The organism is Duncaniella dubosii (assembly GCF_004803915.1).
Classification (GTDB): Bacteria; Bacteroidota; Bacteroidia; order Bacteroidales; family Muribaculaceae; genus Duncaniella; species Duncaniella dubosii.
Genome location: NZ_CP039396.1, coordinates 2,306,241 through 2,329,899 on the forward strand (window position 1 = coordinate 2,306,241; position 23,659 = coordinate 2,329,899).

The 23,659-nt window shown below is 46.9% G+C and carries 28 protein-coding genes and 3 pseudogenes; 17 read left to right on the forward strand and 14 right to left on the reverse strand.

Annotation, left to right across the window (positions count from 1 at the left end; all coding sequences use genetic code 11):
* The first annotated feature begins 3 nt into the window (after positions 1–3).
* From E7747_RS09995 to E7747_RS10015, 5 genes are all read left to right on the forward strand, one after another.
* Positions 4–1,113: a hypothetical protein gene (locus tag E7747_RS09995; RefSeq protein ID WP_124076567.1), complete on the forward strand. Its 1,110-nt coding sequence runs from the start codon at positions 4–6 to the stop codon at positions 1,111–1,113.
* A 3-nt stretch (positions 1,114–1,116) separates the two neighbouring features.
* On the forward strand, positions 1,117–2,001 hold the full coding sequence (locus E7747_RS10000; RefSeq protein ID WP_136415734.1) for a hypothetical protein: 885 nt from the start codon (positions 1,117–1,119) through the stop codon (positions 1,999–2,001).
* Complete coding sequence (locus E7747_RS10005) at positions 1,988–2,398, forward strand: hypothetical protein (RefSeq protein WP_136415736.1); 411 nt, start codon at positions 1,988–1,990, stop codon at positions 2,396–2,398. The genes E7747_RS10000 and E7747_RS10005 overlap by 14 nt, the downstream gene beginning before the upstream one ends.
* Positions 2,395–2,919, forward strand: a complete 525-nt coding sequence (locus E7747_RS10010) for a hypothetical protein (RefSeq protein WP_136415738.1) — start codon at positions 2,395–2,397, stop codon at positions 2,917–2,919. Before E7747_RS10005 ends, E7747_RS10010 begins: the two co-directional genes overlap by 4 nt.
* A gap of 564 nt (positions 2,920–3,483) precedes the next feature.
* Positions 3,484–3,852, forward strand: coding sequence for a hypothetical protein (locus tag E7747_RS10015; RefSeq protein ID WP_136417100.1), 369 nt, complete (start codon positions 3,484–3,486; stop codon positions 3,850–3,852).
* Between the two features lie 65 nt (positions 3,853–3,917).
* Here the strand turns inward: E7747_RS10015 and E7747_RS10020 are convergent, their stop codons facing one another.
* The 11 genes and pseudogenes from E7747_RS10020 to E7747_RS17500 form a co-directional block, all read right to left on the reverse strand.
* The gene (locus tag E7747_RS10020) at positions 3,918–4,418 is read right to left on the reverse strand and encodes a hypothetical protein (protein WP_136415740.1); all 501 of its coding nucleotides are present in this window, start codon (positions 4,416–4,418) and stop codon (positions 3,918–3,920) included.
* Between the two features lie 11 nt (positions 4,419–4,429).
* The gene (locus E7747_RS10025) at positions 4,430–5,626 is read right to left on the reverse strand and encodes a relaxase (protein WP_136415742.1); all 1,197 of its coding nucleotides are present in this window, start codon (positions 5,624–5,626) and stop codon (positions 4,430–4,432) included.
* 4 nt (positions 5,627–5,630) lie between these two features.
* The gene (locus E7747_RS10030; protein WP_136415743.1) at positions 5,631–6,086 is read right to left on the reverse strand and encodes a plasmid mobilization protein; all 456 of its coding nucleotides are present in this window, start codon (positions 6,084–6,086) and stop codon (positions 5,631–5,633) included.
* Between the two features lie 209 nt (positions 6,087–6,295).
* Complete coding sequence (locus tag E7747_RS10035; RefSeq protein ID WP_136415745.1) at positions 6,296–6,703, reverse strand: hypothetical protein; 408 nt, start codon at positions 6,701–6,703, stop codon at positions 6,296–6,298.
* 254 nt (positions 6,704–6,957) lie between these two features.
* Positions 6,958–7,449 carry a hypothetical protein gene (locus tag E7747_RS10040; protein ID WP_136415747.1) on the reverse strand — a complete coding sequence of 164 codons (492 nt, stop codon included), beginning with the start codon at positions 7,447–7,449 and terminating at the stop codon, positions 6,958–6,960.
* Positions 7,450–7,476: 27 nt separating this feature from the next.
* Positions 7,477–7,716: a helix-turn-helix domain-containing protein gene (locus E7747_RS10045; RefSeq protein WP_123485460.1), complete on the reverse strand. Its 240-nt coding sequence runs from the start codon at positions 7,714–7,716 to the stop codon at positions 7,477–7,479.
* Between the two features lie 224 nt (positions 7,717–7,940).
* The gene (locus tag E7747_RS10050) at positions 7,941–8,351 is read right to left on the reverse strand and encodes a hypothetical protein (RefSeq protein WP_136415748.1); all 411 of its coding nucleotides are present in this window, start codon (positions 8,349–8,351) and stop codon (positions 7,941–7,943) included.
* Positions 8,348–8,971 (reverse strand): hypothetical protein, encoded by a 624-nt coding sequence (locus tag E7747_RS10055; RefSeq protein ID WP_136415750.1) that lies wholly within the window; start codon positions 8,969–8,971, stop codon positions 8,348–8,350. The genes E7747_RS10050 and E7747_RS10055 overlap by 4 nt, the downstream gene beginning before the upstream one ends.
* A complete protein-coding gene (locus E7747_RS10060; protein ID WP_136415752.1) occupies positions 8,968–10,299 on the reverse strand; it encodes an ATP-binding protein in 1,332 nt (443 codons plus the stop codon). The genes E7747_RS10055 and E7747_RS10060 overlap by 4 nt, the downstream gene beginning before the upstream one ends.
* 134 nt (positions 10,300–10,433) lie before the next feature.
* Entirely contained in the window at positions 10,434–11,645 is a 1,212-nt protein-coding gene (locus tag E7747_RS10065; protein WP_124030412.1) for a site-specific integrase, read from the reverse strand.
* Between the two features lie 18 nt (positions 11,646–11,663).
* A pseudogene (locus E7747_RS17500) lies at positions 11,664–11,834 on the reverse strand (tyrosine-type recombinase/integrase); the annotation flags it as partial.
* A gap of 285 nt (positions 11,835–12,119) precedes the next feature.
* On the opposite strand from E7747_RS17500, the gene E7747_RS10075 reads away from it, so the two are divergent.
* From E7747_RS10075 to E7747_RS10085, 3 genes are read left to right on the forward strand one after another with little or no spacing between them, the layout of a single operon-like run.
* Positions 12,120–13,349: a site-specific integrase gene (locus tag E7747_RS10075; protein WP_121773634.1), complete on the forward strand. Its 1,230-nt coding sequence runs from the start codon at positions 12,120–12,122 to the stop codon at positions 13,347–13,349.
* 13 nt (positions 13,350–13,362) lie between these two features.
* Complete coding sequence (locus E7747_RS10080) at positions 13,363–14,583, forward strand: site-specific integrase (RefSeq protein ID WP_121773633.1); 1,221 nt, start codon at positions 13,363–13,365, stop codon at positions 14,581–14,583.
* Positions 14,584–14,604: 21 nt separating this feature from the next.
* On the forward strand, positions 14,605–14,979 hold the full coding sequence (locus E7747_RS10085; protein ID WP_057329352.1) for a hypothetical protein: 375 nt from the start codon (positions 14,605–14,607) through the stop codon (positions 14,977–14,979).
* Positions 14,980–15,326: 347 nt separating this feature from the next.
* On the opposite strand, the gene E7747_RS10095 is transcribed toward E7747_RS10085, so the two are convergent.
* The 3 genes from E7747_RS10095 to E7747_RS16595 are packed head-to-tail and all read right to left on the reverse strand — an operon-like array spanning position 15,327 to position 16,232.
* Complete coding sequence (locus tag E7747_RS10095; RefSeq protein ID WP_057329351.1) at positions 15,327–15,632, reverse strand: helix-turn-helix domain-containing protein; 306 nt, start codon at positions 15,630–15,632, stop codon at positions 15,327–15,329.
* Between the two features lie 46 nt (positions 15,633–15,678).
* Positions 15,679–15,990: a helix-turn-helix domain-containing protein gene (locus E7747_RS10100; protein ID WP_057329350.1), complete on the reverse strand. Its 312-nt coding sequence runs from the start codon at positions 15,988–15,990 to the stop codon at positions 15,679–15,681.
* 56 nt (positions 15,991–16,046) lie between these two features.
* Entirely contained in the window at positions 16,047–16,232 is a 186-nt protein-coding gene (locus E7747_RS16595; protein WP_155268273.1) for a hypothetical protein, read from the reverse strand.
* 210 nt (positions 16,233–16,442) lie between these two features.
* Here E7747_RS16595 and E7747_RS10105 point away from each other — a divergent pair, with 210 nt between their 5' ends.
* From E7747_RS10105 to E7747_RS10150, 9 genes and pseudogenes are all read left to right on the forward strand, one after another.
* Positions 16,443–17,513 carry an IS110 family RNA-guided transposase gene (locus tag E7747_RS10105; RefSeq protein ID WP_055301324.1) on the forward strand — a complete coding sequence of 357 codons (1,071 nt, stop codon included), beginning with the start codon at positions 16,443–16,445 and terminating at the stop codon, positions 17,511–17,513.
* 603 nt (positions 17,514–18,116) lie between these two features.
* Positions 18,117–18,584: a DUF3408 domain-containing protein gene (locus E7747_RS10110; protein WP_121773632.1), complete on the forward strand. Its 468-nt coding sequence runs from the start codon at positions 18,117–18,119 to the stop codon at positions 18,582–18,584.
* 280 nt (positions 18,585–18,864) lie between these two features.
* Positions 18,865–19,092 (forward strand): annotated as a pseudogene (locus E7747_RS10120) (plasmid mobilization protein); the annotation flags it as partial.
* 72 nt (positions 19,093–19,164) lie between these two features.
* On the forward strand, positions 19,165–19,581 hold the full coding sequence (locus E7747_RS10125) for a hypothetical protein (RefSeq protein WP_136413419.1): 417 nt from the start codon (positions 19,165–19,167) through the stop codon (positions 19,579–19,581).
* On the forward strand, positions 19,568–19,924 hold the full coding sequence (gene tnpB, locus E7747_RS10130) for an IS66 family insertion sequence element accessory protein TnpB (protein WP_136413421.1): 357 nt from the start codon (positions 19,568–19,570) through the stop codon (positions 19,922–19,924). Before E7747_RS10125 ends, tnpB begins: the two co-directional genes overlap by 14 nt.
* A 78-nt stretch (positions 19,925–20,002) precedes the next feature.
* Positions 20,003–21,604: an IS66 family transposase gene (gene tnpC / locus E7747_RS10135; RefSeq protein ID WP_136413423.1), complete on the forward strand. Its 1,602-nt coding sequence runs from the start codon at positions 20,003–20,005 to the stop codon at positions 21,602–21,604.
* A gap of 51 nt (positions 21,605–21,655) precedes the next feature.
* Positions 21,656–21,877 (forward strand): annotated as a pseudogene (locus tag E7747_RS10140) (plasmid mobilization protein); the annotation flags it as partial.
* A 258-nt stretch (positions 21,878–22,135) separates the two neighbouring features.
* Positions 22,136–22,705 carry a Crp/Fnr family transcriptional regulator gene (locus E7747_RS10145; protein ID WP_027201740.1) on the forward strand — a complete coding sequence of 190 codons (570 nt, stop codon included), beginning with the start codon at positions 22,136–22,138 and terminating at the stop codon, positions 22,703–22,705.
* Between the two features lie 105 nt (positions 22,706–22,810).
* Positions 22,811–23,659, forward strand: coding sequence for a hypothetical protein (locus E7747_RS10150; protein WP_027201741.1), 849 nt, complete (start codon positions 22,811–22,813; stop codon positions 23,657–23,659).

Sequence of the window (23,659 nt, forward strand, 5' to 3'; positions counted from 1 at the left end):
CGTATGATTCAGATTCTCATAATTATAAGCGTTATTATCCTGCTTGTCGGTCTTATGGTAAAATGGCCGAGACCGGGACTGTATATTTTCAAGACTGTCTGCCTGATGCTTTTGCTGATCGGTCTGTTTTTCGCTCTGTTCTTTACTCTTATGGGGCTTGGAAAGCAAGCTTTAAACATTGACCTTCATCCTTGGCGGGAATATGTAGGTCCTCGTTTCATTGGAGCATTGATTGTAACAACGGTTATCTTCATAATATCTCAAATTCCTCTTCTTTTCTTGAAGAAATTATCAAGCAAGGTAAAATCGAAAATCTTGAAAATTGAAGGACTGGTATATGTGGCATTGTTGATACTTGGCACAGGCTTGCTATATGTGGCTGTGAGTGACAGGAATTATCCCGAAAACCAAGTTATTGACAAAATTGAGGATTTCCACGCCAGACACGGACAATATCCTAAAGATTTGAGCGACATTAATGTCAACATCGATAACGATAGCCTGTTCATAAATGATAATGTTCATCTCGGATATTCCTGCGATAAAAACGCTTATACGTTATCTATGAATTATGAATATGGCAGTTATGTTTATGATAGTAGGAAAGATAGATGGAGTGAGATTCAGGAAGGCTCGTCGATTGAGAATTATATGATTGCGATTCCCAAGGAGGCCGATGATGTGATTATAAGCGATTACGATAAGGGGGAGCTTGGTCTTTACGGAGTAAGCAACTCTGAATTTTATCAGCTCACACAATCGCAATATGAAAAGGCTCGTGAAATATTGATAAAGCATTTCGCCGATTCCATACAGCCGTCTACCAATGGTGAATACCTTATAGAACATCCCGGAGGCTGGCTGGAATATATAGCATATCCGTATGAACAATATCGCCGTCAATATTTCGGTTGGAAAGACCGGGATGGAACGCATTTTGCTATGGTTATACTCATCAGCAAGAAGCTTATTGAGCATTATATTTCATTGGGCAATTTTGAAGATAATGGTCAACTGTTTTGGATTGAAGATGGTGGAAGCGATGAAGTCGATGTCCTAATCAATCTTGATGAGAGCAAACTGGAAACCTTCGTAGTACACCAACATGGGTAAAAAATGAAATCAGACAGCAAAATATATCGGTTTTTCTTTGGACAGCGGGGTGAGAGGCACTTGCCATTTGGTGCTATATTGCTGATTCTCGTGCCTTTTCTTATTGGAGGTCTGTATTTCCAGAATCGCAAGTACAATGCTTTGTCGGCAAATCCGGAACATACATCGACTGTAATTTCAGATATTGGCTATATAGGCACAAGTGGTCCTATAATATATTACAACTTTACAGTGAATGGTGTAACATATAAAGGTGGTATGCATGCCAAAGGTTTTGCCGTTGGCGACAGCATAGGTGTGGTATATCAGAAAGATAACCCGGAGAATAATATGACGGTGTTTAAATATTATGATGGCCCGTCGTATGGTTCGGTCACAATATTCGTCCTCGCTGCGATTGTTCTGGCACTATACCGATGGCGAAAAATCAATCGAAAATACAACGAGAGCTGCCCGGAGTTGGATGGCACTGGAAGGTGTAGTATTTACCGCATTGACAAGGAATATATATTTGTTACAGTATATAATGTCACTGCGAGTCTTCCGATTAAATTCCTCCCCATAGACTGTGGTAACGGGGAATTTGAGAATACACTCATGGAAATATTCCATGCAAGTCTGCATGGCAAATATGTGGAGCTGAAAAACGCGGAACTGATCAAAGCCATGAAGCAACGCTCATGGCGACAGCTTTACCAACACTCCAAAGGCGTGCTGCTGAAACACGACAGCCGCACTCTGGAGATTTTGCCAACCCGGAAAGCCACCGATGGCAAAGGTCTTGACTGGGATTATTCCCGCGCCCTGTCTTTTGAGCTTGGCGGCGCGTCATGGAAAGACATCATAAATTCAACCCGAAAACTCCTTGAACACCATGAAACTGACTGATAAACGATTTTGGATATTTGAGGCATTTACCATTATCTATGCCGGATTATTGATGCTTCTTGGACTGATAATCTTTGGTAAATCCCTAACAGGTGAAATAATGTTATTCATTATTGCTTGGTGTTGTATCACTGGAGCTATTACCTGGCCTTTTGCAAACAGGAAACACTGGTTCGTATTTGGGCTAATCTATGAAGTCATATTCATTATCTTACTATCCGCCTACCTTATGATAGATGGATTAAATCGTGGACTTTTGGATTGGATTGACTTTGAAATGTGCGTTGCTTTTGTTTTACCGATTGCCATTGTATGTTTCATACCTTCAATGATATTGGCCTTTGTCGGCTATCATCTCTTTAACAAGAATATAACGAATAAGGAAAAATTACAATGACAGATATAACCGAGAGATATAATCAGGAGATAGAATCCACTATACAGTATGATATTTCTGAGCTGCTGCATACGGATTTAAGCGACGATCTGAAAGAACGCCTTATGAATTTGGGCAATCCAACAGTAGATAAATTCATCGCCTTATTCCCTATACAGGATAAAATCAAATTCTCTACTATAAGGGACGCGTTGAACGGCATGAAAGTTATTCTCCCAAAAAACTTGTTTGAAGAAACCAAAGATGAAGTAACAGAGATTTGCGATGATTATAAATGGCTGAATAGTAAGAATGGCAAGTTAATACTGAAAATAGAGGAATGGATAAAGGATGCAAGACATTGTATTGCGATTGATTTTCCTTCTGAATATATCTATATTGGCAGAAGTCTTTTTGACCCTATTAGTCTTATCGTTGGAGGCTATGTAAAAGAATTGAACACTAAGACCATAATTGAATCATGTCTTGACAATATGAATCCGCCAATAGACATTGAATATAGAATTGTGATATGCGATTGAACGATAAACGATTTTGGAACAGATGTGGAAACGCGGTCAATGAGTTATTCTTTTGGCTCTTTATTGCGTTTGCCGTATTGCTCGCCATTGATTTATGGTGTATGTTGGCGACTGCCATAGTATGCCGGTTTGGTGCGATGGATAAGTCATTGACATTGTTGAAAATATTTGGAGCGTTTGGGATAATTCTCATACTTTTCACCAATTTTACATTATGGCTGACAATGTATTCGCCAATGATATATAAACGGCTTGCGTCAGTAGTCTGGAGCAAAAGACTGAGGCCATTGTATTTCCTGACATTAGGCTATGTGAACGTATTTCTGCTGAGCCTCTATTACATCAGATTCAGATATAGCCAATATGACCTGACTCAGTATCGTGTAAATGTGTTATATTCGGTTTTAGTCATGTTCCCAATCATAAATATCCCGGTCTATATAGCGGCCATTCGTCGTAGCGGGCGACAAGTGCCCTTGGGCTATGCGGCAAAGTTATATATGCAGGGAAGATTGGCAACGTACCTGATACAAAAGGATTATTCATCATTGATTAAAGATGGAAATGAACAGTGAAATATACCATCCTATAAATTTGATTGATTGCGAGTGTTCAATCAACTCAATAGACTACAATGCAACGGATCTTGTTGTCGAGCTGGAACGGTTCGACAACAAAGGCATAGTCAGAGTTGAGTTCAAAGAAGTGTTCGCGTATCGCGTGACTTTGGAACATTTCAGAATTAACGACATACTGGAGGGTGCAGGTATGGCACCATTATATGAAGTTAAAAACTCTGATTATTATAGCTGGCTAATGCAATCCGGTATGAAGGTGCTATATGGCGACACCCTCAAAGTCAGGCATTTTGCCATAAAGACAACCGAACATATCATAGATATTCTCACCACTAATAGTTATACTTTGATATGATGGAATGTAACCAAACATATTATCGAAAGAGAATCCCCATGCTGACGCACAGGGATTCTAAGGTTTCAGTGCCATTTGAATTTTCGGGTGAGATAGGTGACGAGTGCCACTGAGACCACCCAAAAGAAGATTATCAGGGAGACAAGCAAATTTATCTCTTCGGAATGTATGGCTTGGGAATTTGCGAAAATTACCAAGGCGAGAAATACGAACAGCCATATCAGGGAAAAGAGGATTATGTAGGCGGCGAGTGCCGGAATGATTACGCAGTTCCTTGCGGTCTCCATCTTATCGGCCATAGGCTTGACTTTGGCGTTGAATGTCGCCGCCATTTCGGTTGCGGTCTTCTGGAGATTCCCACTGACTGCCGATGAGAACTTTTGAGCGTCCATAGGCGAGGCGGATTCCCGAATCTCGCGGATTATATAGGGAGCCTCTTTCATGAAGAGCCGGATCTGCAAGGCGAGGTCGCTCTGCGCCTCGATCTCTTTCTGCCGCAACTCGTCGTCTCTCGTCTCGGCTATCGCGCTGTCGATGCCGGAGACATCAATCTTTTTAAGAGCCATAATATAATCGGTTATCTTCGGATTCCTTTTCTTCTTACAATTCCTATCTTGGAGCGGGCTGCTGCGGCACAACGACGGGCGCGGGCTATCTCTTCCTCGATGTCGTCACGCTTCTTCGGGAGGTCGTTGTTCGATGCCCCTCCGCTGCCGGAAACATAGGTCGGCGCGTTCAGGAACGACATGAAGCTCATCGCGACGGCGAAGTGGTAGCAAGCCTCATTGATAAGGTCGGCCCAGTTCTCAACCTCCCGGAAGTCAAACTCGTCATCGAACACGCGCATGACCTGTTCCGGGATAAAACGGGTGTGGGTCTCGTCATCATGGACAATATCGACACGCCGTGTGTCAGGTCTGTAATCGTTATAGTCCGGGCGAATATCGGATTCCCTGCTGTCGGCTTTTGTCTGCTGTTCCTGTGCCGGGTGCAACTTGTTCCATGTGCCTTCAAGTTTGCTTACCATGAGATTGCGGCCTTTGCCAAGCTCGGATGCCTTGAACTTGGCGTTGCCTTTCTTCAGTATATAGCCTCTTACAATGCCCTTCTCATCTTTCCTTACCTTGACATCATATCCTTTCGCCTCAAGCCGGGCGAAATAATACTCAAGCGACCATTTCCCCATTCTGCCGAGGACATCGAGGCAGTCACGGCTTACGGACTGACGGTTGATGTCGTGGATGTTGGCCGCTGTCTGCCAGCCCCGTTTTCTCGCCACACGTTCCGCCGCCCGTTGTGCCCGAAGATGGATGTTGCGGTCATTGTTGATGTTCCCGTTTTCGTCAAGACGGCTCACAACCGCATGGAGGTGGGGTATGCCGCTGTCGGATTCAAGGTGCAGCCACACGGTTGACTTGCTTCCTGCGAGATTGGTTTTCGGAGATAGCAAGCAGCCTTTCTTGTCCTTCATCTCCAGACGGTCAAACTCTGCAACGAAATCCAGCCATAGCTGCCTCCAATCTTCGGCCGAGAAATGGCGTGTATGCTCCTTTGCCGGACTTATCTCAATCCGGATGAGGTTGTTCTTCATTCGAGGACGGCACAAGGAATCAAGTCTGACGGAGTTCCATATCCCCAACGGGTCTATGCCGGGAGGGAGAAAACTGTCGCAGATATGGAAGATTCTCTCCGGGTGTTTCTTGTTCGCCGACACGCCTGTTATGTAGTTAAGGGCATTGATGCCGTGCGATATTGATTTTGCTTTCGCTATCATGTTCTCAAATTTTTGTGATGGTTTTCCTTGTGCGCGGACTCAGACGGCCAGCGTTTATCACGGAGTTAAGGAACTCGGTTACGGCGTTGGTTATCGGCACCATCTGCCTGTACCAGTCGAGCATGAAGGAGACCTTTTGAAAAAGTACGATTCTCTTGTCTTGCTTCATTCCGGCGAGTGCGTTGGCGAAGTTGAGTATATCTACACGGCAGCCGTCAAGGTTGTGCAATAGTTCCGATTCTTCGGCTGTCAATGCCGATGGTGGCTCGTAGCCCAAGGCACGCTGCCTCATGTAGTCGCTCGGTGTAAGGTTGCATCCGGCGGCAATGTCGTGTATATTCTCACGTTCTGCGGCTGTCACTTTTGTGGTGACGGTGCATGACCGCACAGCCTCCGGCGGCAGTTTCTTTCGCTTCGTCTTTCCAGTGTTGTCGCCGGGGCTATTGTCTGTCTTATTCATATATAAGCGGATTTTTCACGATTGGTATAACTGATTATCGGGTGCGAGCCTGCGAGCGGCCATGACCCTGACCGCAGGGAGGGGCGAGGCGTTTTGGTGCAACCGGGCGAAGCCGGGTGTAACACCAAAACATATCTCGCAACACTTCTCAAAAGACCTGCCTTCACGCCATAGTTCCCTGCATGTAGCCGCACATCGGATTTCATTGCTCACCCTTCGGGGAAGCCGTTGGTTATCGGTTCTCCGTCGGGGTTCACCCAGCCCGTTATGCAAGAAAACGAGAGAGCCGAGCCAATACGCGAGTTATAAATTGTCACCAGCCCTACGGTCTCCATTCTCGATAGGAGATTGTGCATCCTCTTCCGTCCGAGATTCCATTTCCCGGCAAGACCAATTTCCGAGAACTGCGCCTGACCGGGGTTCAGGTTGAGCGGTCTGCGGAAAGTGCCGTCATATCCGGGAGCGGTACGCATCTCTTTCAGCAGTCCGCTGAATATAGCCATGTGGCTGATTGCTTTGCCGTCGTTGTCGGTCGTTGTTCCCGACAGCCATTCAACGGCTTCAACTGTAAGCCGGATGTTTACCGATGAAAAGGGATATATATTTTGTTGTTCCATGTTCCTTGTTTTCTTATGGATGGATTATTGGCGAATTACCAAAGATTGGAAATTTCACAATAGAAAATTTGTGTATGATAATTTGTCGGCGGTTCTCCTTGTCCCCTTTGCTCGTCAGTCAATATTTCCAGAATATTCAATTTATATATAAGATTGCGCTTCCAAATATCCTTCAAACATCAGCTCCGACAATTTTCTAATTGAGGATTGGGGAACAATGAAAACGGAGGGAAAAGAGGGATGACAATGATTCCCTATTTCGGTATAGGCACATTTGACGATGTGTTTCCTGCATTTGCACCACTGCCGGGAGTCTGCAATTTCGGAAGGCTGTTCAACACCGTCTGTATGTCCTGCCTGTCGGAAGATACGGTGAGCAGTGCTGTAGTGATGTCTATTATCTCTTCCTTCCCCACATATTGCGACACCGATTTCATCAGTCCGAGTGCCCGCTTCTGCCGATGTGCGCGGATGCCGTCCACACCTTCGGTTTCCTTGTCGCAACCGAAGTTGAGATAGCGGTTGAGCGCGGAGCGGTCATACTGCGGCATGGTCTCCAACGTGCTCTTTCCTGTCGCAATCGAAAGCATGGCTCGGAGCGCGTCTGCCTCGTAGGGGGTACATCCGCCAAGAAACTCCATGATGACTTGGGTTTTCCTTTGATTCCCGGATTTTGACTCTTTGGATTTGGTATCCGATGATTTGCCGGTCTTTCCTCCCGGCGTGGTTGTTATGTCTGTCGGCATAGTCTTTAATGATTTGATTTGTGAGGGTTAAAGAGGCTTCTTGTTCGCGAGATAGCGGGCGGCTTCGGCGTCTATTTCGTCCTGCGAGGATATGCGGACGCTCTTGAGGTATGCGTCGAGGTCATCGGGGTCGAAGAAGCATATCTTTCCGCTCGGCTTGTACATGGGGATTACGCGCCGCATCATCATCTTGCGGAAGTACGACAGGGAGAAGCCGAGATAGTCTGCGGCTTCCTGAGAGTTGAGAAGTTTTCGTTTAGTCTGCATCGACAAAAGTTTTTTAGTTGATATTCTTTGTTTTTAGAATGTGCTGATTGATAGACTTGTCAGCCTTTTGATTCCGATGCAAAATTACAGCCGTCCCCGTGTGGCACAATGTGGGTCTCACGGGGAAAGGTTAAAAATGACAAACGCACCATACGCTGAATTTCAGTCGTATAGTGCGTCGTTAAAACGAATATGTCTGTTGTAAATGGGGATAAGCCGGATTATTACGGGATTCTGCGCCTTGAACACCATTCCTCTATGGCTTCATCAATGGATTTGCGGTAATTCCGGTTGTCCTCGGTGGCATGGCCGGCGCAGATGTCGGAACGGTGCTTGTCGTAGTATGACCTGGCGATGCCGCAGCGTTGCAGGAACAACCGCGCCCATGTCTCAGCCTCTTTCCTCGGGCTGATGTTACTCGCCACGGCAAAGACCATGTAGCAGACCCGCAGTTTCTCCTTCGGCAGCACGGCAATGGATTTTGCCTCTTCCCTTACGTTGAGGAAATTGGCAAAATCGAGAGGGGTACAGTTCTCAAACTGGCTGTCGTTGCAGACATCGTGTATCGCCATGCACAAGCCCAGTTCAACCACATCACGCCACTTGGCGGTTTCAAGCAACAAACCTCCGTTCATCGACCTTCCCCTTTCTCCATGCGGTCAAGGTCGTTTATAATACTTCCGGCTATGCCGTTCAGTTTCGTGGCAAGCGCATACAGGTGTGAGGCTTTGAGGGAAAAGACATCCCCGGCGCGCTGGTTCTCATGCTCGTATTCAGCATATATTCTCCTGACATCGGTCTGCCGCCTGTCATGTTCCGCCTTTGCAGCATCGCACTCCTTCTCAGCCTCGGCATACTCTTTTGAGCCGAGAGGTAGATAGTCAAGGCGATGGTTCAGCTCGCAGTACCGTTTCCAGTAAGGGTTAAGTTCATCAGAAGCCTTTTGAAATATGGCATGGTAATGTCGGGAGTGAGCGTTTGCAATCCCCCGGAAATCAATGCCATCAAGCCGCCCTATATTATTAAGGAGTGTCGTGGTCTCTGCTTTGAGGGAAATAGCTATCTCACGTAATCCTGACAAATCCTCACCTGCCATAACCTCCGCATCGGCTATAAGCGCATTGGTGTCCTGAAAGTCGTAGTAGAACCGTGCAAGCTCATACGCCTGTTCAAAAGACATCGTACTACCATTGCAAGCGGCAACAATCCCATTGACTTCATCGAGCCGGTTTGCGATATTTATAGATTTCTTCATAAAAACATTGTCATATATACCGGGAGACACAATACAGTGCCATCCTTGCGCATATCTTTCGTATATACAAGATATTCATTTTTAATTCTTGACGAAAATTTAGAGCAGAAAGCATCCAATGAGGCATGAGCCTTGTAACCGGACGATTTCACCTCGATTGGGCTAACCTTGTCTCCGTCTGAAATCAAGAAATCAACCTCGTAATTGTGTTTTCCGCTCTCTGTCGGAAATGTATAGTAGTGCAGTTCGTGGCCTGCGGCCTTAAGTATCTGCGCCACCACATTCTCGTAAACATAGCCGAGGTCGGCACTGAGTTTGTTGCTCAGCAGTTTTTCATATATTACATTCTGTGTGAATTTTTTATCCCAAAATGCAAGTGTTACGAAAAGTCCGGTGTCACCGACAAACATCTTGAAACGGCTTGTGTCATGGTGCAACGACATCCCGGCACCCGGATCGTTGGCATGGTATGACATATTGACCGTCATTGACTCCTTCATTTCCGACAGCACGTCCGCAAGCTCGTGACTTCTTGCCCCGCCTGTTGAACTCCACGCCATATAACGGTTTGAATTGCGTGTCAATTCCGACGGAATGTTATGGAACAGCAGCGATGCGTTGCCGGATGGGTCTATGCGGTTGAAGTCGTTTTCATAGAGAGTGATTATTCCCCGTTTCGTGCGATCGACCTTCTCCATATTGTTCGTCTCTATATAAGTGGCGACGGCCTGCGGCATACCTCCCACAAGCATATACAGCCGGAAATCGCGCATGAGTGAGCGGTTGGCTACATCCCCAAGAGATTTTCGGTCTCTGAAACATTCCTCAAGCATAGGTACGGACACTCTGTCACCTAAAGCCCACTTGAACTCCTCGTAATCCATCGGGTACATATTGACCGTAAGTTCCTCGCTGGGTATCAGTATCCCATCAACATTTTTCCTTATAGAAATCAGCGAGCCGGTCTCAATATAGTCATAACGACGGTCTTTAACGAGATATTTTATGGCCTGTCGTGCCTTGGGGCAGTTCTGCACCTCATCGAAGATGATGACAGACTTCCGTTCAATCAGCTCAACATGATATATCATCTGCAGGCGCATGAATATGAAATCGAGGTTTGACACGTCATTGAACAAATCCCGTACCTCGTCGCTGCACTCGACAAAATCAATCAGTATGTAACTGTCATACTCGGCGCGTGCAAATTCCTCGGCAATCGTTGACTTTCCGACCCGTCGCGCGCCTTTTATCAACAAGGCTGTGGAACCGTTGTCCGATTCTTTCCATTGTTGCAGTTCCCGGTATATCTTTCGCTTGAATATCATGTAATAGCCATTGTTTAACAGGTGCAAAGATAATCAATCTCACACGATTCTCAAAATGTTTTAGACTGTGTTTGGCACGATTCTCAAAATGTTAGCCTTGTGCAAATGTAACTTACTGTCAGACAATGACATTTTTAGTCGTTTTCTTCTTTTTCATTTCTCTTCTCAAACATCTTGTCAACGAGGTTGACAGCCTCAATCTTCTTACTGTCAACAATTTTTGCGTAAATCTGCGTTGTGCGGACATCGGAATGCCCCATCAGCTTACAGGTCGTATAAAGGTCTGCTCCTACGGTCATCATGAGTGTTCCGAATGTATGGCGGGATGTGTGAAAAGTCAGATGTTTGTCTATTCCGGCGGATTTTGCCCAAACCTTGAGAATCTTGTTGATTGTCATCAGAGACGGCAGCCCTGAGAAAATGGGAGAGTTTTCATCTTCATTTCTTTCAGGAAGCCATGCGAGCGCATTGTTGGAAAGCGGGATATAAACAGGTGTCGATGTCTTCTTCATTACAACCGACAGCAGGTATCTGCCGTCATTCATCTGCACATCTTTCCATTTCAAGGCGTAAATGTCGCTCATTCTAAGTCCGCAATAGCATGAAAACAGGTATGCCTGTTTCACAACCGGATTATAGCAATCGGTGGCTGTGATTTTCTTTAATTCTTCAATCGTCAGGAACTGTCGTTGTGATTCGGGCTTTTTCACACGTTCTGCCGCAGAAAGCAGCATGAACGGATTTTCGCCGAGTACTTCCGCACGGACAGCGGCATTGAGCGCAATCGAAAGCTGGGAGATATAGCTCACCGCCGTGCCTTGCGATATACGGCCTTCCTTTGGCGCGTATGCACTGTTCCTAATTCCCTCGCTCACCTTGTTCTGCCTGTTGTATGAGTTCTGCAGCCAGTCGATGAAGCCGAGTGCCCATTTCTTGTCTATATCACCCATGCGGGTCTTTTTGCCGTACAGTGTCACGACTTTAATAACACTGCCCAAAAGTGCTATATTGCGTATGCCCTTGCGTTCCTGCGCGGCCTTGAATTTGTCGAGCCAGTCCGTCAGCAGAAGTTTCTGCCACCCGGCATTGCGCCTTATTCCGGCCTTTCCGTTGGTTATGTCTATTATACGCTGGGATTTTATGGCTTCCACTGCGGCACGGGTCGCCCTGTTCTGCTCCTTGACTTTCGCGCTGACTTCAGGAAGCAGATAGAGTTTAAGAAACTCATAACTACGTTTCCCATTGACATATATGTCAAGATAGAAGGATTCTGAACCGTCAGCGAGTTTCTTGGTGCGCACTCTGACAGGTTCTTTGAGTTTTGTTTTCTTTTTGGGAGAGGTCATATTATTTAGTTTTGTCATTTATAAAACCTTGTCAAGGAGATTCATCGCCTCGACTTTTTTACTGTCGATAATTTTTGCGTAAACCTGGGTCGCGCGCACATCGGAATGTCCCATCATCTTGCTTGCCGTATAGAGGTCAACCCCGGCAGTCATCAGCATTGTTCCGAACGTATGGCGCGACATGTGGAATATACACGGCAAAGCAAGCGACAGCGAACAGGTAAAAATTAAACGTAAACCGTTAGAAATAAGCGACATTTCAGTATTCTGCCAAGTTGAGAAAATGCAAACCACAACGGAATATTGAGGTTGTTCAGTTACCAAACCGTTAGCCGGGCTGTTACCGAAACGGGAATAGGTAACAGAAAGCGATAAAAAGAAATCCTCACCGTTTTGTTTGCACTCATACACAGTGTTTTGCATATCAAGGAACGCTTATATGGCAAGTAAATTTGCACTTAAAAATATAAGCGTATGAAAGTAGAAAAATTCAAGGTGCTGCTCTACCTCAAAAAGAGCGGACTGGACAAGTCGGGCAAGGCTCCCATCATGGGACGCATCACGGTGAACCGCACGATGGCGCAGTTCGGATGCAAGCTGTCCTGTACCCCCGAACTGTGGAATCCCCGTGAAAGCCGTCTGAACGGCAAGAGCAAGGAGGCGGTGGAAATCAATGCCAAGATTGAAAAGTTGCTGTTGGCGGTGAATAACGCTTTCGATAATCTGATGAGCCGTAAAGTGGATTTTGATGCAACCGATGTGAAAAACCATTTTCAAGGCAGCATGGAAACACAGATGACCCTTATGAAAATGACGGACGTTATCTGTGACGACCTCAAAGCCCGTATCGGCATTGACCGGGCGAAAGGGACTTATCCCGGTTATCACTATATGCGCCTGACACTCGGTGAATTCATCGAACATCAGTACAAGGTCAAGGATTTGGCATTCGGGCAACTGACGGAGCAGTTCATCCACGACTATCAGGCATTCGCTATGGAAAACAAGGGATATGCGATAGATACCGTTCGCCACCATCTTGCCATCTTGAAGAAGATATGCCGTCTGGCATACAAGGAGGGCTATGCAGACAGGAGCCACTTCCAGCATTTCACCCTGCCTAAGCAGTCAGATAAAACCCCACGGGCATTGAGCCGTGAATCGTTTGAAAAAATCCGTGATGTGGAAATACCTGCTTACCGTAAATCCCACATATTGGCAAGGGATATGTTTCTCTTCGGGTGTTACACCGGGGTCTGTTATGCAGATGTTGTCTCAATTACCCGTGAGAACCTATGTACGGATGAGGACGGGGCTTTGTGGTTGAAGTATCGGAGAAAGAAAAACGAACTTCGTGCCAGTGTAAAACTGTTGCCGGAAGCGATTGATCTGATTGAGAAGTATCACAGTGAGGAAAGGGACACCCTGTTTCCTTTACTGCGCTGGTCAAATCTCAGAAGGCACATGAAGGCGTTAGCTGCACTGGCTGGCATCAAGGACGACTTGTGCTATCATCAGGCGAGGCATAGTTTCGCCTCGTTAATCACGCTCGAAGCGGGTGTGCCTATCGAGACCATCAGCCGGATGTTGGGACACTCCGATATTTCCACCACTCAGGTATATGCCCGTGTCAGCCCGAAAAAACTGTTCGAGGATATGGACAAGTTCATAGAAGCAACCCAAGATTTCAAACTCACCCTATAAACCCAACAACAATATGCGAAGCACTTTTTCACTATTGCCCTATATCAACCGCAGCAAAGTCAAGACTGACGGTACGACCGCCGTACTTTGCCGTATAACCATTGACGGCAAGCAGACAGTCATAAGCACAGGTATCTATTGCCGCCCAGAAGACTGGAACGGCAGGAAGAATGAGATAAAGATTATCAGGGAGAACAACCGTTTACGGGAATACCTGCGTCTGACGGAAGAAGCCTACACCGAGATACTGAAATCGCAAGGCGTGGTCAGTGCCGAAATGCTGAAAAACCACATATCCTTGAACAACATTCATCCGACTACCTTATTGCAAATGGGAGAATGGGAACGTGAGCGGTTGAAGAAACATTCCGAAGAGATTGATTCCACTTCTTCCTATCGGGCTTCAATGTACTACCAGAAGTACCTGACGGACTTTATAGCGTCAACCGGGAAAAAGGACATTCCTCTTGAAGAAGTGACGGAGGATTTCGGCAAGTCCTACAAAGCCCATTTGAAGAAATGCAAGAACTTCGGAGTTTCCCAAACAAACCATTGTCTGCGTTGGCTGAACCGATTATTGTACCTTGCAGTCGATAAGGAGATTATCCGTGTGAACCCCTGCGAGGATTTGGAATATGAAACGAAACCTGAGGCAAGACACAGGTACATCAGCCGTGATGAGTTCAAGAAGATACTTTCCACACCGATGTATGACAAGCGGATGGAACTGGCAAGACGGGCTTTCATCTTCTCGACCCTGACCGGACTGGCGTATGCAGACATACAACTGCTGCATCCCCATCATATCGGGACGAATGCGGAGGGCAGACGCTACATCCGCATCAACCGCAAGAAGACAAAAGTGGAGGCGTTCATACCCTTACATCCCATAGCGGAACAGATATTGTCGCTGTATAACACAACTGATGATGAGAAGCCCGTGTTTCCTCTTCCCAACCGTGATGCCCTATGGTTTGAGGTTCACGAGTTGGGAATAACCATAGGAAAAGAGGATAACTTGACCTATCATCAAAGTCGGCACAGCTTCGGCACTTTCCTGATTTCAGCGGACATACCCATTGAGAGCATCGCCAAGATGATGGGACACTCCAATATCAGGACGACACAGGGATATGCACGGATAACAGACGATAAAATCTCCAAGGATATGGACAAACTGATGGAGCGGAGAAAGAAAATATCGGCTGGCGAAAAGAAAGAGAATAGTAAATAACCATTATAAAATAGATGAATTATGAACAGAGGAATAATAACAATCAGTGAAACGGGGGTGGTCACCGTACCAACTGCCCCCGTGTGGATGACCCAGTTTGAGATAGCCGACCTGTTTGGGGTGTTCTCGTGCGACATCCGCAAGGCGATACGGGCAATCTACAAGAACAAGGAATTGAGTGAAACTTATACAATGAAGTATATCAAGCAAACTGACGGCATCAGCTATGATGTGTATAACCTTGAAATGATTATAGCCATTGCATTCAGGATATGCAGTAAAGAAAGTTTTCAGTTCAGACGGTTCGTAATAAATGAAATCTGCGCCTCCAAGAAAGGAAGTCCGACAACATTGTTCTTCTCTTGCGGTAAGGGCAGTAACCTATGGTATAGTTGAGGTTCATCCCGTCAGCCACCTGTTCCCGATGCTCGGATGCAAAGGTAGCGTGTGGCTTTGACGGCATTGGCAAGGTCAGGCGGCAGAGCCGTTTCAGGCAGAATCTTCCTCAAACGGGTTTGAGCGTATTCCGCCCGAAAACCTTGCCACTGCCATCCACACGCTTGAAAGGCATCCGGCAACGGAAACAAGCGACTGGCGGGAAATCAGAAGAAATAGAGGAACGGCTTACAGACGAAGCTAAACATTGATGCTTCATCTGTAAGCCGTTCCTTTTGTCTTTTTGCCGAAGTTCCATTGCTGCCGCAAACATAGGGCAGACGGCAAACTGCGCTCCTTCAAGAAAATCAGGTTGCCTTCAGTCGGTAGGCGGATTGGTAGCCGTCAGCCAGCATCCTTTCGATGTCGGATTCACGGTAGAGGATTTTGCCGCCCAACTGAATGTAGGCTATACGTCCCTCGTTGCGGTAGTCCTGAAGCGTCCGGCGGCTCACTTTCAACCGTGCCGACACTTCCTTGTCTGTGAAGAAACGCTCCCCGTTCAGTGTCGGGCGGTAGTTTGCGGTCAGATGCTCTACGTTGTCCAGCAGACGGTCAAGGCTGCCCAAGAAGTGGATTATCCACTCGTTGTCTTTGTTAATCAGTTCGTTCATATTACTTTGGATTTAGTGGAATTATTGTTATTACTCTATTCGGTTATCAGATTGTTCTGCCTTTGAACTTTGCTTCTTTTCGCCTGTCCTCCACGATGGAAACGATGCGTTGCACGTCTTCGGGACGGTAATAGGTCTTGTGGTTTATCTGCGAATAAGCCAACGTGCCGTTGTCCCGAAGCGTCTGCAAGGTTCGGGGGCTGATGTTGAGCATCCGGCACACGTCCTGATTGTCCATCCACTCGCTCATTTTCTTTTCGCCGTGACGATGGCAGATGGCATCCATACGGCTGACGAAGCGGTCGAACTTGGCGACCAGTTCCTCGAAGGTCTTTCTCTCGATTGATACGATTTCCATATTGTCTTTCTTTTAGTTGTTACTGTTTCTTTTGCCGCAAAGGAATATATAATCCGTTACCTGACAATAGGTTCCCCGAAAGTGGAAGCGTGTTGCGCTGATACGGCAGTCATTGTCCGGGATGCTGACTTCCCTTTGGCGGCTATCATTCCTTCTCCTGCAAAGAAATACATAATCCGGCATCCGGCAATGGTTTCAATCAGGTCTGGCAGCAAGTGGCACAGGGTGGTAGAGGTTGGCATTGGCTGGAGGCAGCGGTTATCTTCTTAATTCTAAAAAATAGAAAGTCACTATGTTTGCATCAGATTAGCTGACGGGGCGCTCAACGGGGGCTGTCTGCCCCCTTGCCGCTAAGGCTTCCCCGAGAGGAGTGAGGAGAAAAGATAGACGTAAGGGCAATTGCATGTAAATTTGTAAAAGCAAAATACATTAACAGCAAAACCGATACGTCTATGGTACAAAGTAACAAAAAAGATTTCAGCGGACAAAATATCTCTATTGGTATCGACGTCCATCTGAGAACATGGAGTGTCACGGTGCTCACCCCCTCTGGTTTTATGCGCACTCATACTCAAAAGGCTTCGGCCAAAGAGCTCTTTGAACATTTGAACAAGCATTATCCTAACGGTAGCTACCATGCAGCCTACGAGACGGGGTTTTCGGGCTTCTCGACCTATTATGCCCTGACTGAGCTTGGTATAAAATGCACCGTGGTACATGCGGCTGACGTTCCGACCACCCAGAAGGAAAAGGTCTCGAAGTCAGACCCGGTGGATTCAAAAAAGCTGGCCAAAGCCCTTATGCGCGGTGAGCTCGGCAGTGTGTACATTCACTCGAAGGACAGCCTCGATGACCGTGCGCTGGTACGCCACCGCGCCACTATTGTGAAGCTTTCCGGCGGCATAAAATCCAGAATCAAGCATCTGCTGTACAACAACGGCGTGGAGTACCCCGAAGAATATTTCCGAAGCAACCGCCACTGGACAAGAAGTTTCATAACGTGGTTGCAGAATGACGTGCGGTTGCTCTCCGACACACGGGTCTCGCTTGACCTGCTCATTGCCGAGGTACTCCATTACAGGGAACGCCTCCTTGATGTGAACCGCAGATTGCGCTCGCTGGCGCGCAGCGACAGGTATGCCGAGAAATACGGCATCCTGATGTCGGTTCCAGGCATTGGTTCGACAATTGCCATGAGCCTGCTTACCGAGATTGACGACATCGGTCGCTTCAGTAACCAGCGCCAGTTCGCATCGTTCCTCGGACTCGTGCCGATGATGTCGTCAAGCGGCGACAAGGAATACGTCGGTGAGAAGACTTTCCGGGGAAACAAATTCCTCGGTCCAAAAATAGTCGAGGCCTCATGGATAGCCATACGGCACGACGCGGAACTCTCCGCAAAGTTCGGCGCATTGTGCACCCGCGGAATGAAGTCGCAGGAAGCCATAATCCGGATAGCCCGCAAGCTCTCCAACATAATATTTTCCGTACTGAAATCAAACCGCAGATATGAATGCCGTTAGATAATGCGACACTCAAAAGTCTTATAGGCAAATACAGTAAGACGGCTACTCTCGCCTCCTTGATGAGCCTTGGCTGCATCTAAAAGAAAGGTTGTGGCGTCTTTCCTATTATGCTGAATAAGTAAACTGTCAGCCCGATGGGGCGTGACTGATAGAAGTTTGCCTGATAGGACTTTTTTAACTACAAGGCATTTCGGGCTCTAACCGATTGCCGGTTATTTGATTGGGGCAGAGGCCTCGATCATGACTCTTTTGTGCCTACACAATTGGCACAGAAACATAAGCAATTGATTTTTAACGTTAATCTTTTCTAAATCTCAACGAGAATTTTGGAATACAACATAGAAGGTGGCAAGGGGAAAAATAAGGACTTAATTCAAATTCGCCTACAATTGAGTCTTTGCCCTTTCGGGCATATACATCCGGCAAAACGGTGAAGTCCTCACCGCTTTATCAACCGCCATAATGCAAAACCACACAAAATTGCCTAAGAGAATCCAAGTGCTTGACTGACTGTATTAAAGCACCTTACTTTGCTCCCGATAATCGGTCAAGGTGTTTACCAAGACCACAGTTAATAACTTAATCAATTTGTTTTTTACAATGAAGAGAGAACCAAACATTACAGAGCAGCAGGCTCGTGAAATCGTGGAAAAGATGGGACGCAGGGAATCCTACACTCCCAAGTCGATGAATGACATCTACAGACGTATCGGTCTGGAGCCGGATGAGCTGGAACTGCCCGGCAATATCGTTACGGAGGAAACGGAGACCGCTATGGCGGATGAACCGTCAAGTGAGGCGGTCGAGAAAACGGCAATGCTGCAGAAGCGTGTCAGCAGCAAGCAGCGCAGGTTGTCGTTGGAGGAGTACCGCGCCACCTACTTGAAAGTCCCGAAACTTGTCAACCGCAAGCCCGTGTTCGTCAGCGAGACGGTGCGTGACGAACTCGACAGGGTTGTCCGCTTCCTCGGAGGAAAGGGCATGAGCGCATCGGGGCTGATTGAAAACCTCGTCCGCCTGCACCTCGACACCTATCGGAACGACATCGAGCAGTGGCGCAAGCTCTGACGGGATTACAGAAAGTCGGTTGGGCTGGTGAATACACTTCATCGGCTTAACCGATACCCAAGATGAGTGAGTACACCCGGAAACAAATCCGACAGGCGGAGGATTTTTGTGTCCTCAAAGACACAGCAAGGTATATTTTCAGTTACCCGAATAATTCTAAGTAACTGAAAATGCCTTCACCGCCGTGGGCAGAATTATCCTCCGCAGTCGGATAATTTCGGGGTTCTTTAATCAAAGATTAAGCAATAGACAAGCCATAAAATTAAAAGAATTAAGAAGTATGAAAAAGAAGACTAAGTACGGGAGAAATCCCAAGTTGAACCCGAAGACGCACTGCGTGATGGTGCGCTTCGACGATGTGGAATGGAACAGGTTCCTGACGATGTACGAGGAATCGAACGTGTATGCGAAAGCAGTCTTTCTAAAAGCGCACTTCTTCGGACAGAAGTTCAAGGTGCTGAAGGTGGACAAGACGATGCTGGACTACTACACCAAGCTGTCGGATTTCCAGTACAACCATCCGCGATAGCATATTGACGAACTCCGAAAGAGAGTTGTATCTTTGTCGACAAAAAGAATCATGGGTTATAACAAGTCTTTGTCCGATGTCTATTCAGAGACATGGACGCGTTACAAGAATCAATGCGAGACAGACGGCTATATCGCATTGAACCGTTTCTGTGCCGGTACCGGCGTCAACGTCCAGCGGCTTTATGAGTGGCTTCGGCGCCGCAAAATCAGCATAAGCGATTATCAACGCAGTCTGCCGGAGAGACCGGATTCGTCGCGGGAAGGTGGCGGGCCGTTATTCCGGGAGGTTAAGGTTCCCGGTATTCAGGTTGCGGATGAGAGCCGGGATGTCGGTGCCACCAGTGTCGTGCGTGACGTGCACATCGAACTCGGTTGGGGCCGAGGCGTGAGTCTGGGAGAGATAAGCGCGGAGGGGCTGGCGCTTCTGGTGGATGTCATGACACGCAGGAGTGATGTGGAGTCTTGAGGCGGATATGCGGCTCTGGGTATGCCGGCAGCCGGTATCGATGCGCTACGGCATCCGGGGTCTGGCCCAGATGGTGTGGTCGTGGAAGGGGCATTCTCCGGCATCGGGCGATGTGTATGTGTTTTTCTCAAAGGACCGCAAGACCATGAAGGCGTTGAAATGGGATGGCGACGGATTTTTGATGTACACAAAAAGACTGTCGCGAGGCCGTTTCCGGGAGGTGCTCAAAAAGGGCGATGACGGCGTGCGCAGGCTCCAATGGGACGATTTCTATATGCTGATGAGGGGCCTCACGCCTGTGAAGGTGATGGTCGAAAATCGCTTCAGAATGGCCGTAAAATAAGGCTTAATAATTTGTTAATCAAATAAATAAATGGCGTGGAAAGTTGCAAATGTCAGATATTTTTTGTAACTTTACACCATGAAAAAGAACGAGTTGATAGAGTTTCTGCAACGTCAGATCGAGTTCCTTCAAGGGCGGCTCGACGAGGCGTTGGCCTCTGTCAGCTCGCTTACTTTATCCAATGAAAAGCTGCAGTCGACCAACGAGAAGCTTGTGGCGACTGTAGATGAACTGCGCAAGCAAATGGCCTCAATGGAGGAGGCTATGAAAGGCAAAAGTGCGGAACTGAGCAAAGAGAAAGCCGCGCGTCAGGCAGTGCAGCGTCTGCAGGGCTCGCCGTCGGAGCGTCAGAAGAAACCGGTGACGACTCCTGCCACATCCGAAACTCGACAGCAGAAGCCAGAGAAGAAACGTACCAACAACGGCGCCAAAAGGAAGACGCATCCGGAGTGTGAGGTGGAGACCATTATAGTGGAGCCTGACAGTCCGGACTTCAATCCCGAGGCGGCGACGTTTATCGGCGAGTGCGATGTCGTGCGCTACGTCATGGAGCCGATGCGCTTCAAAAAAATTATCTACAAGGTCAGAAAATACGTGCAGGACGAGAAAATATACAAAGGTTCCGCACCCGCCACACCGCTGCTTAACTCGCAGTATACATCTTCCTTCATAGCCGGACTCGCCGAGCTACGCTATCTCCACTGCATGCCACTTGAAAATGCTGTCGAATACTTCCGTGCCCACGGCTTCGACCTTGACAAAGGCACCGCACAGAAGCTCGTAAGTAAGGTAAGGGTACATCTGGAAAATCTATACAAGGCGCTGGGTCAGGCAATAGTCGCGGACAATTATATCTGCGGTGACGAGACCTATCAGAAAGTGCGGCTGCAGGTGGCAACTCCTTCGGGAAGAAAGATCAAGAAAGGCTACATATGGGTGTTCGTCGGCATGACAACCGGGCTTGTGTACTTCTTCTATGACGACGGCTCCCGCTCGGCCGAAGTCTTCGAGCAACACATAAAAGGCTTCAACGGAGCCTTCCAGTGCGACTATTACTCGGGATACCGGCATATCGGAATCGGTGGGATGAGCGGGATAAAACGCTTGCCATGCCTGCAGCACATCAAGCGAAAGTTTCTCGATCTGAAAGACAATCCAAAGGCGCAGGAAATAGCAAAGCTCTTCGGACTCCTTTACCACTTCGAGCATCAGCACCGCATAGGCAAAGACGGATGGACGGCGGGAAAGCACCTTGAGTGGAGACAACGATACTCCAAGGTGATGCTCGAGAAAATCCGCATGAGACTGACAGCAGTCAAAGACCGCATCGGCGTGCCACCCGACGACCCGCTGCTCGCCGCCACCGAACATGCACTCAAACAATGGGACGAGATACCACGCATCTTTGCCTCACCCACCTACAGACTCGACAACAACGAAGTCGAGCGAATCAACCGCTACATATCCCTGACCCGTCGCCGACTTACAATCGGCTCCCACTCCGGAGCCGAAGCCGCCGCCCTGTACCACTCTCTTGCGATCACCTGCCACCGCTGCGGAGTCAACGTCTTCGACTACTTCTGCGACATAATCGACCGATGTGCCGCATGGCCGCCAAACACCCCGATCGAAAAATACCGCGACCTGCTTCCCGACCGCTGGAAACTCTCACAAAAATAGCCGCCCAAAACCTGGACGGCTATTTTTTTAAGCTATACCTGCTGTCGCGGACGGTTGTACGATTTCCATGTCCAGTTCCGCTGCATAGGCACGAACTACAATCAGGTCGTTAAAGAGCTGCGCATCCACTTTTCGGAGAAAAAGGCGATGGTGTTGCTCTACAAGCTGGAGAAGTGTACCATCGACCTCGTGAAACTGAGCCGGGAGATTGTGGAGCTTTCGAGGGAGATGGAGGCTAAGTGGCAACAAAGATGGGACGATTCCATGGCATAATGCTCCTTTGATAAGCAGTCCGGCAAGTGAACGAATTCCCACGGGCAATTTCATTGCCGACCATGTCACAATCGTGCGTCCGGGGCTGTATGTCAAGGATGAGAACCGACCGATAGGAATGAAAATGTAAAATTTTAATAGTCCCAAGAAGCCATTTAGAGTGAATTGTAGTCTGAATGGCTTCATTTACATGTTATGTTATAGATAGTTTGAAATAAAATCACTACCTTTGCAAATAGATGTCATACAGACTATTATATGGATAAATTCAATCTCTATATAGATAAAATTGATTTGAACTTTTGGCGCGAACTATGCACCAAAGAGGGTAAGTTACGCTCATACAAAAAAGGTGAATATTTTCTTCATCGTGGAGAAACCACAAAATGTGTATGGGGATTCATTAAACACGGATATTTCAAGTATTCTGTGATAGACTCAGAGGGTAATATTCATATTACCGGATTTTCATTTTGTGATACTCCGATAGGTGATTATTCAAGTCTGGTGATGAATACTCCTGTTGCAGCAGATATTATAGCGGCAAAGGATTCTGAAGTTTATGTATGTAACCGAAACATTGTGGATGAACTATTCGAGAAAGAACCTAAGCTGCATAGTGCTATATCGGACGGATTTTTCATTCAGGCATACGATAGTTTTCTGAATATGTATCGTCTGTCTGCAAAGGAACATTATATCCATTTATTAAGGTGTTGCCCTGATATACTGCAAAACATCACACTTAAAGAATTGGCATCTTATCTGCAAATAACGCCAACATATCTTAGCCGTATTCGCAAGGAGATTACTTTTGGAGAGAAATAGCATCTCCGAAAAAATACCCTTCTGTGCAACTCTCAACTTAGTTTGAGAGTTGTTTCGTTTAATGCCCGTAACTTTGCACTGATTATAACAACCAAAAAAAGTAATATGAACCAACTTAAATTCTGGCATATAGCATTGCTGCTAAGCATATGGTCACTGACAAGTTGCAGTGATGATAATAACGAAAATGAAGCGATTACTCCGTTCTGTCTTGGAGATACTTACTATGAGGTAAGATTAGGACAAGAAACTAACAGCATCTACATAACAAATGGTAGTGGGGATATTAGTTTGGCGATAGAAGATGAAAATATTTTGCAAGCCACTTATAATGGCAAGTTATATGCAGACAAGCCGGGAGGTGTTGTCTCTTTGTTCGGAAAACAGAAAGGAAGTACCATGCTGTCCATTATAGACAATGTGACAGGAGATAAAGAAACTATTGAAGTGAAAGTAACAGATTGCTACCTTGCATACGTTATCAATGACAGCAACTACCCGATATTGCCGGCAGGCACCACACTCTTTTTAGTGAACAATCAAGCTCAGGACTACTATCTGTTCGACCAAGATAACATATATAACAAGCCTATACTAAAAGACAGCGGTTACGAGTTCTTCATCACGCAGAATGCCGACACAGGTGCGGCACCCACTAAATACGCTATTCCCAACTTACGCTTATACAAACACAATCCCGCTGATGCTGGAACTACTGCGTCGAAGTTCTATGATTTCCAAATAGAACTGTATGGCGAAGAAGCCAGTTCTTCGTACGTGCTACAAGTCATTCAAGCCTACTTAGGCGTCGATTGGGAAAGGCTTATAAACAATGCTTTGACCAAATCACCTGCTCCCATAGATATGACTATGATATTGACCGTTCCTGATACAGACTATCGAATAAGAGGAATAATAAGCTTTGTATCCATTCCGAAATACATATTGGATTGA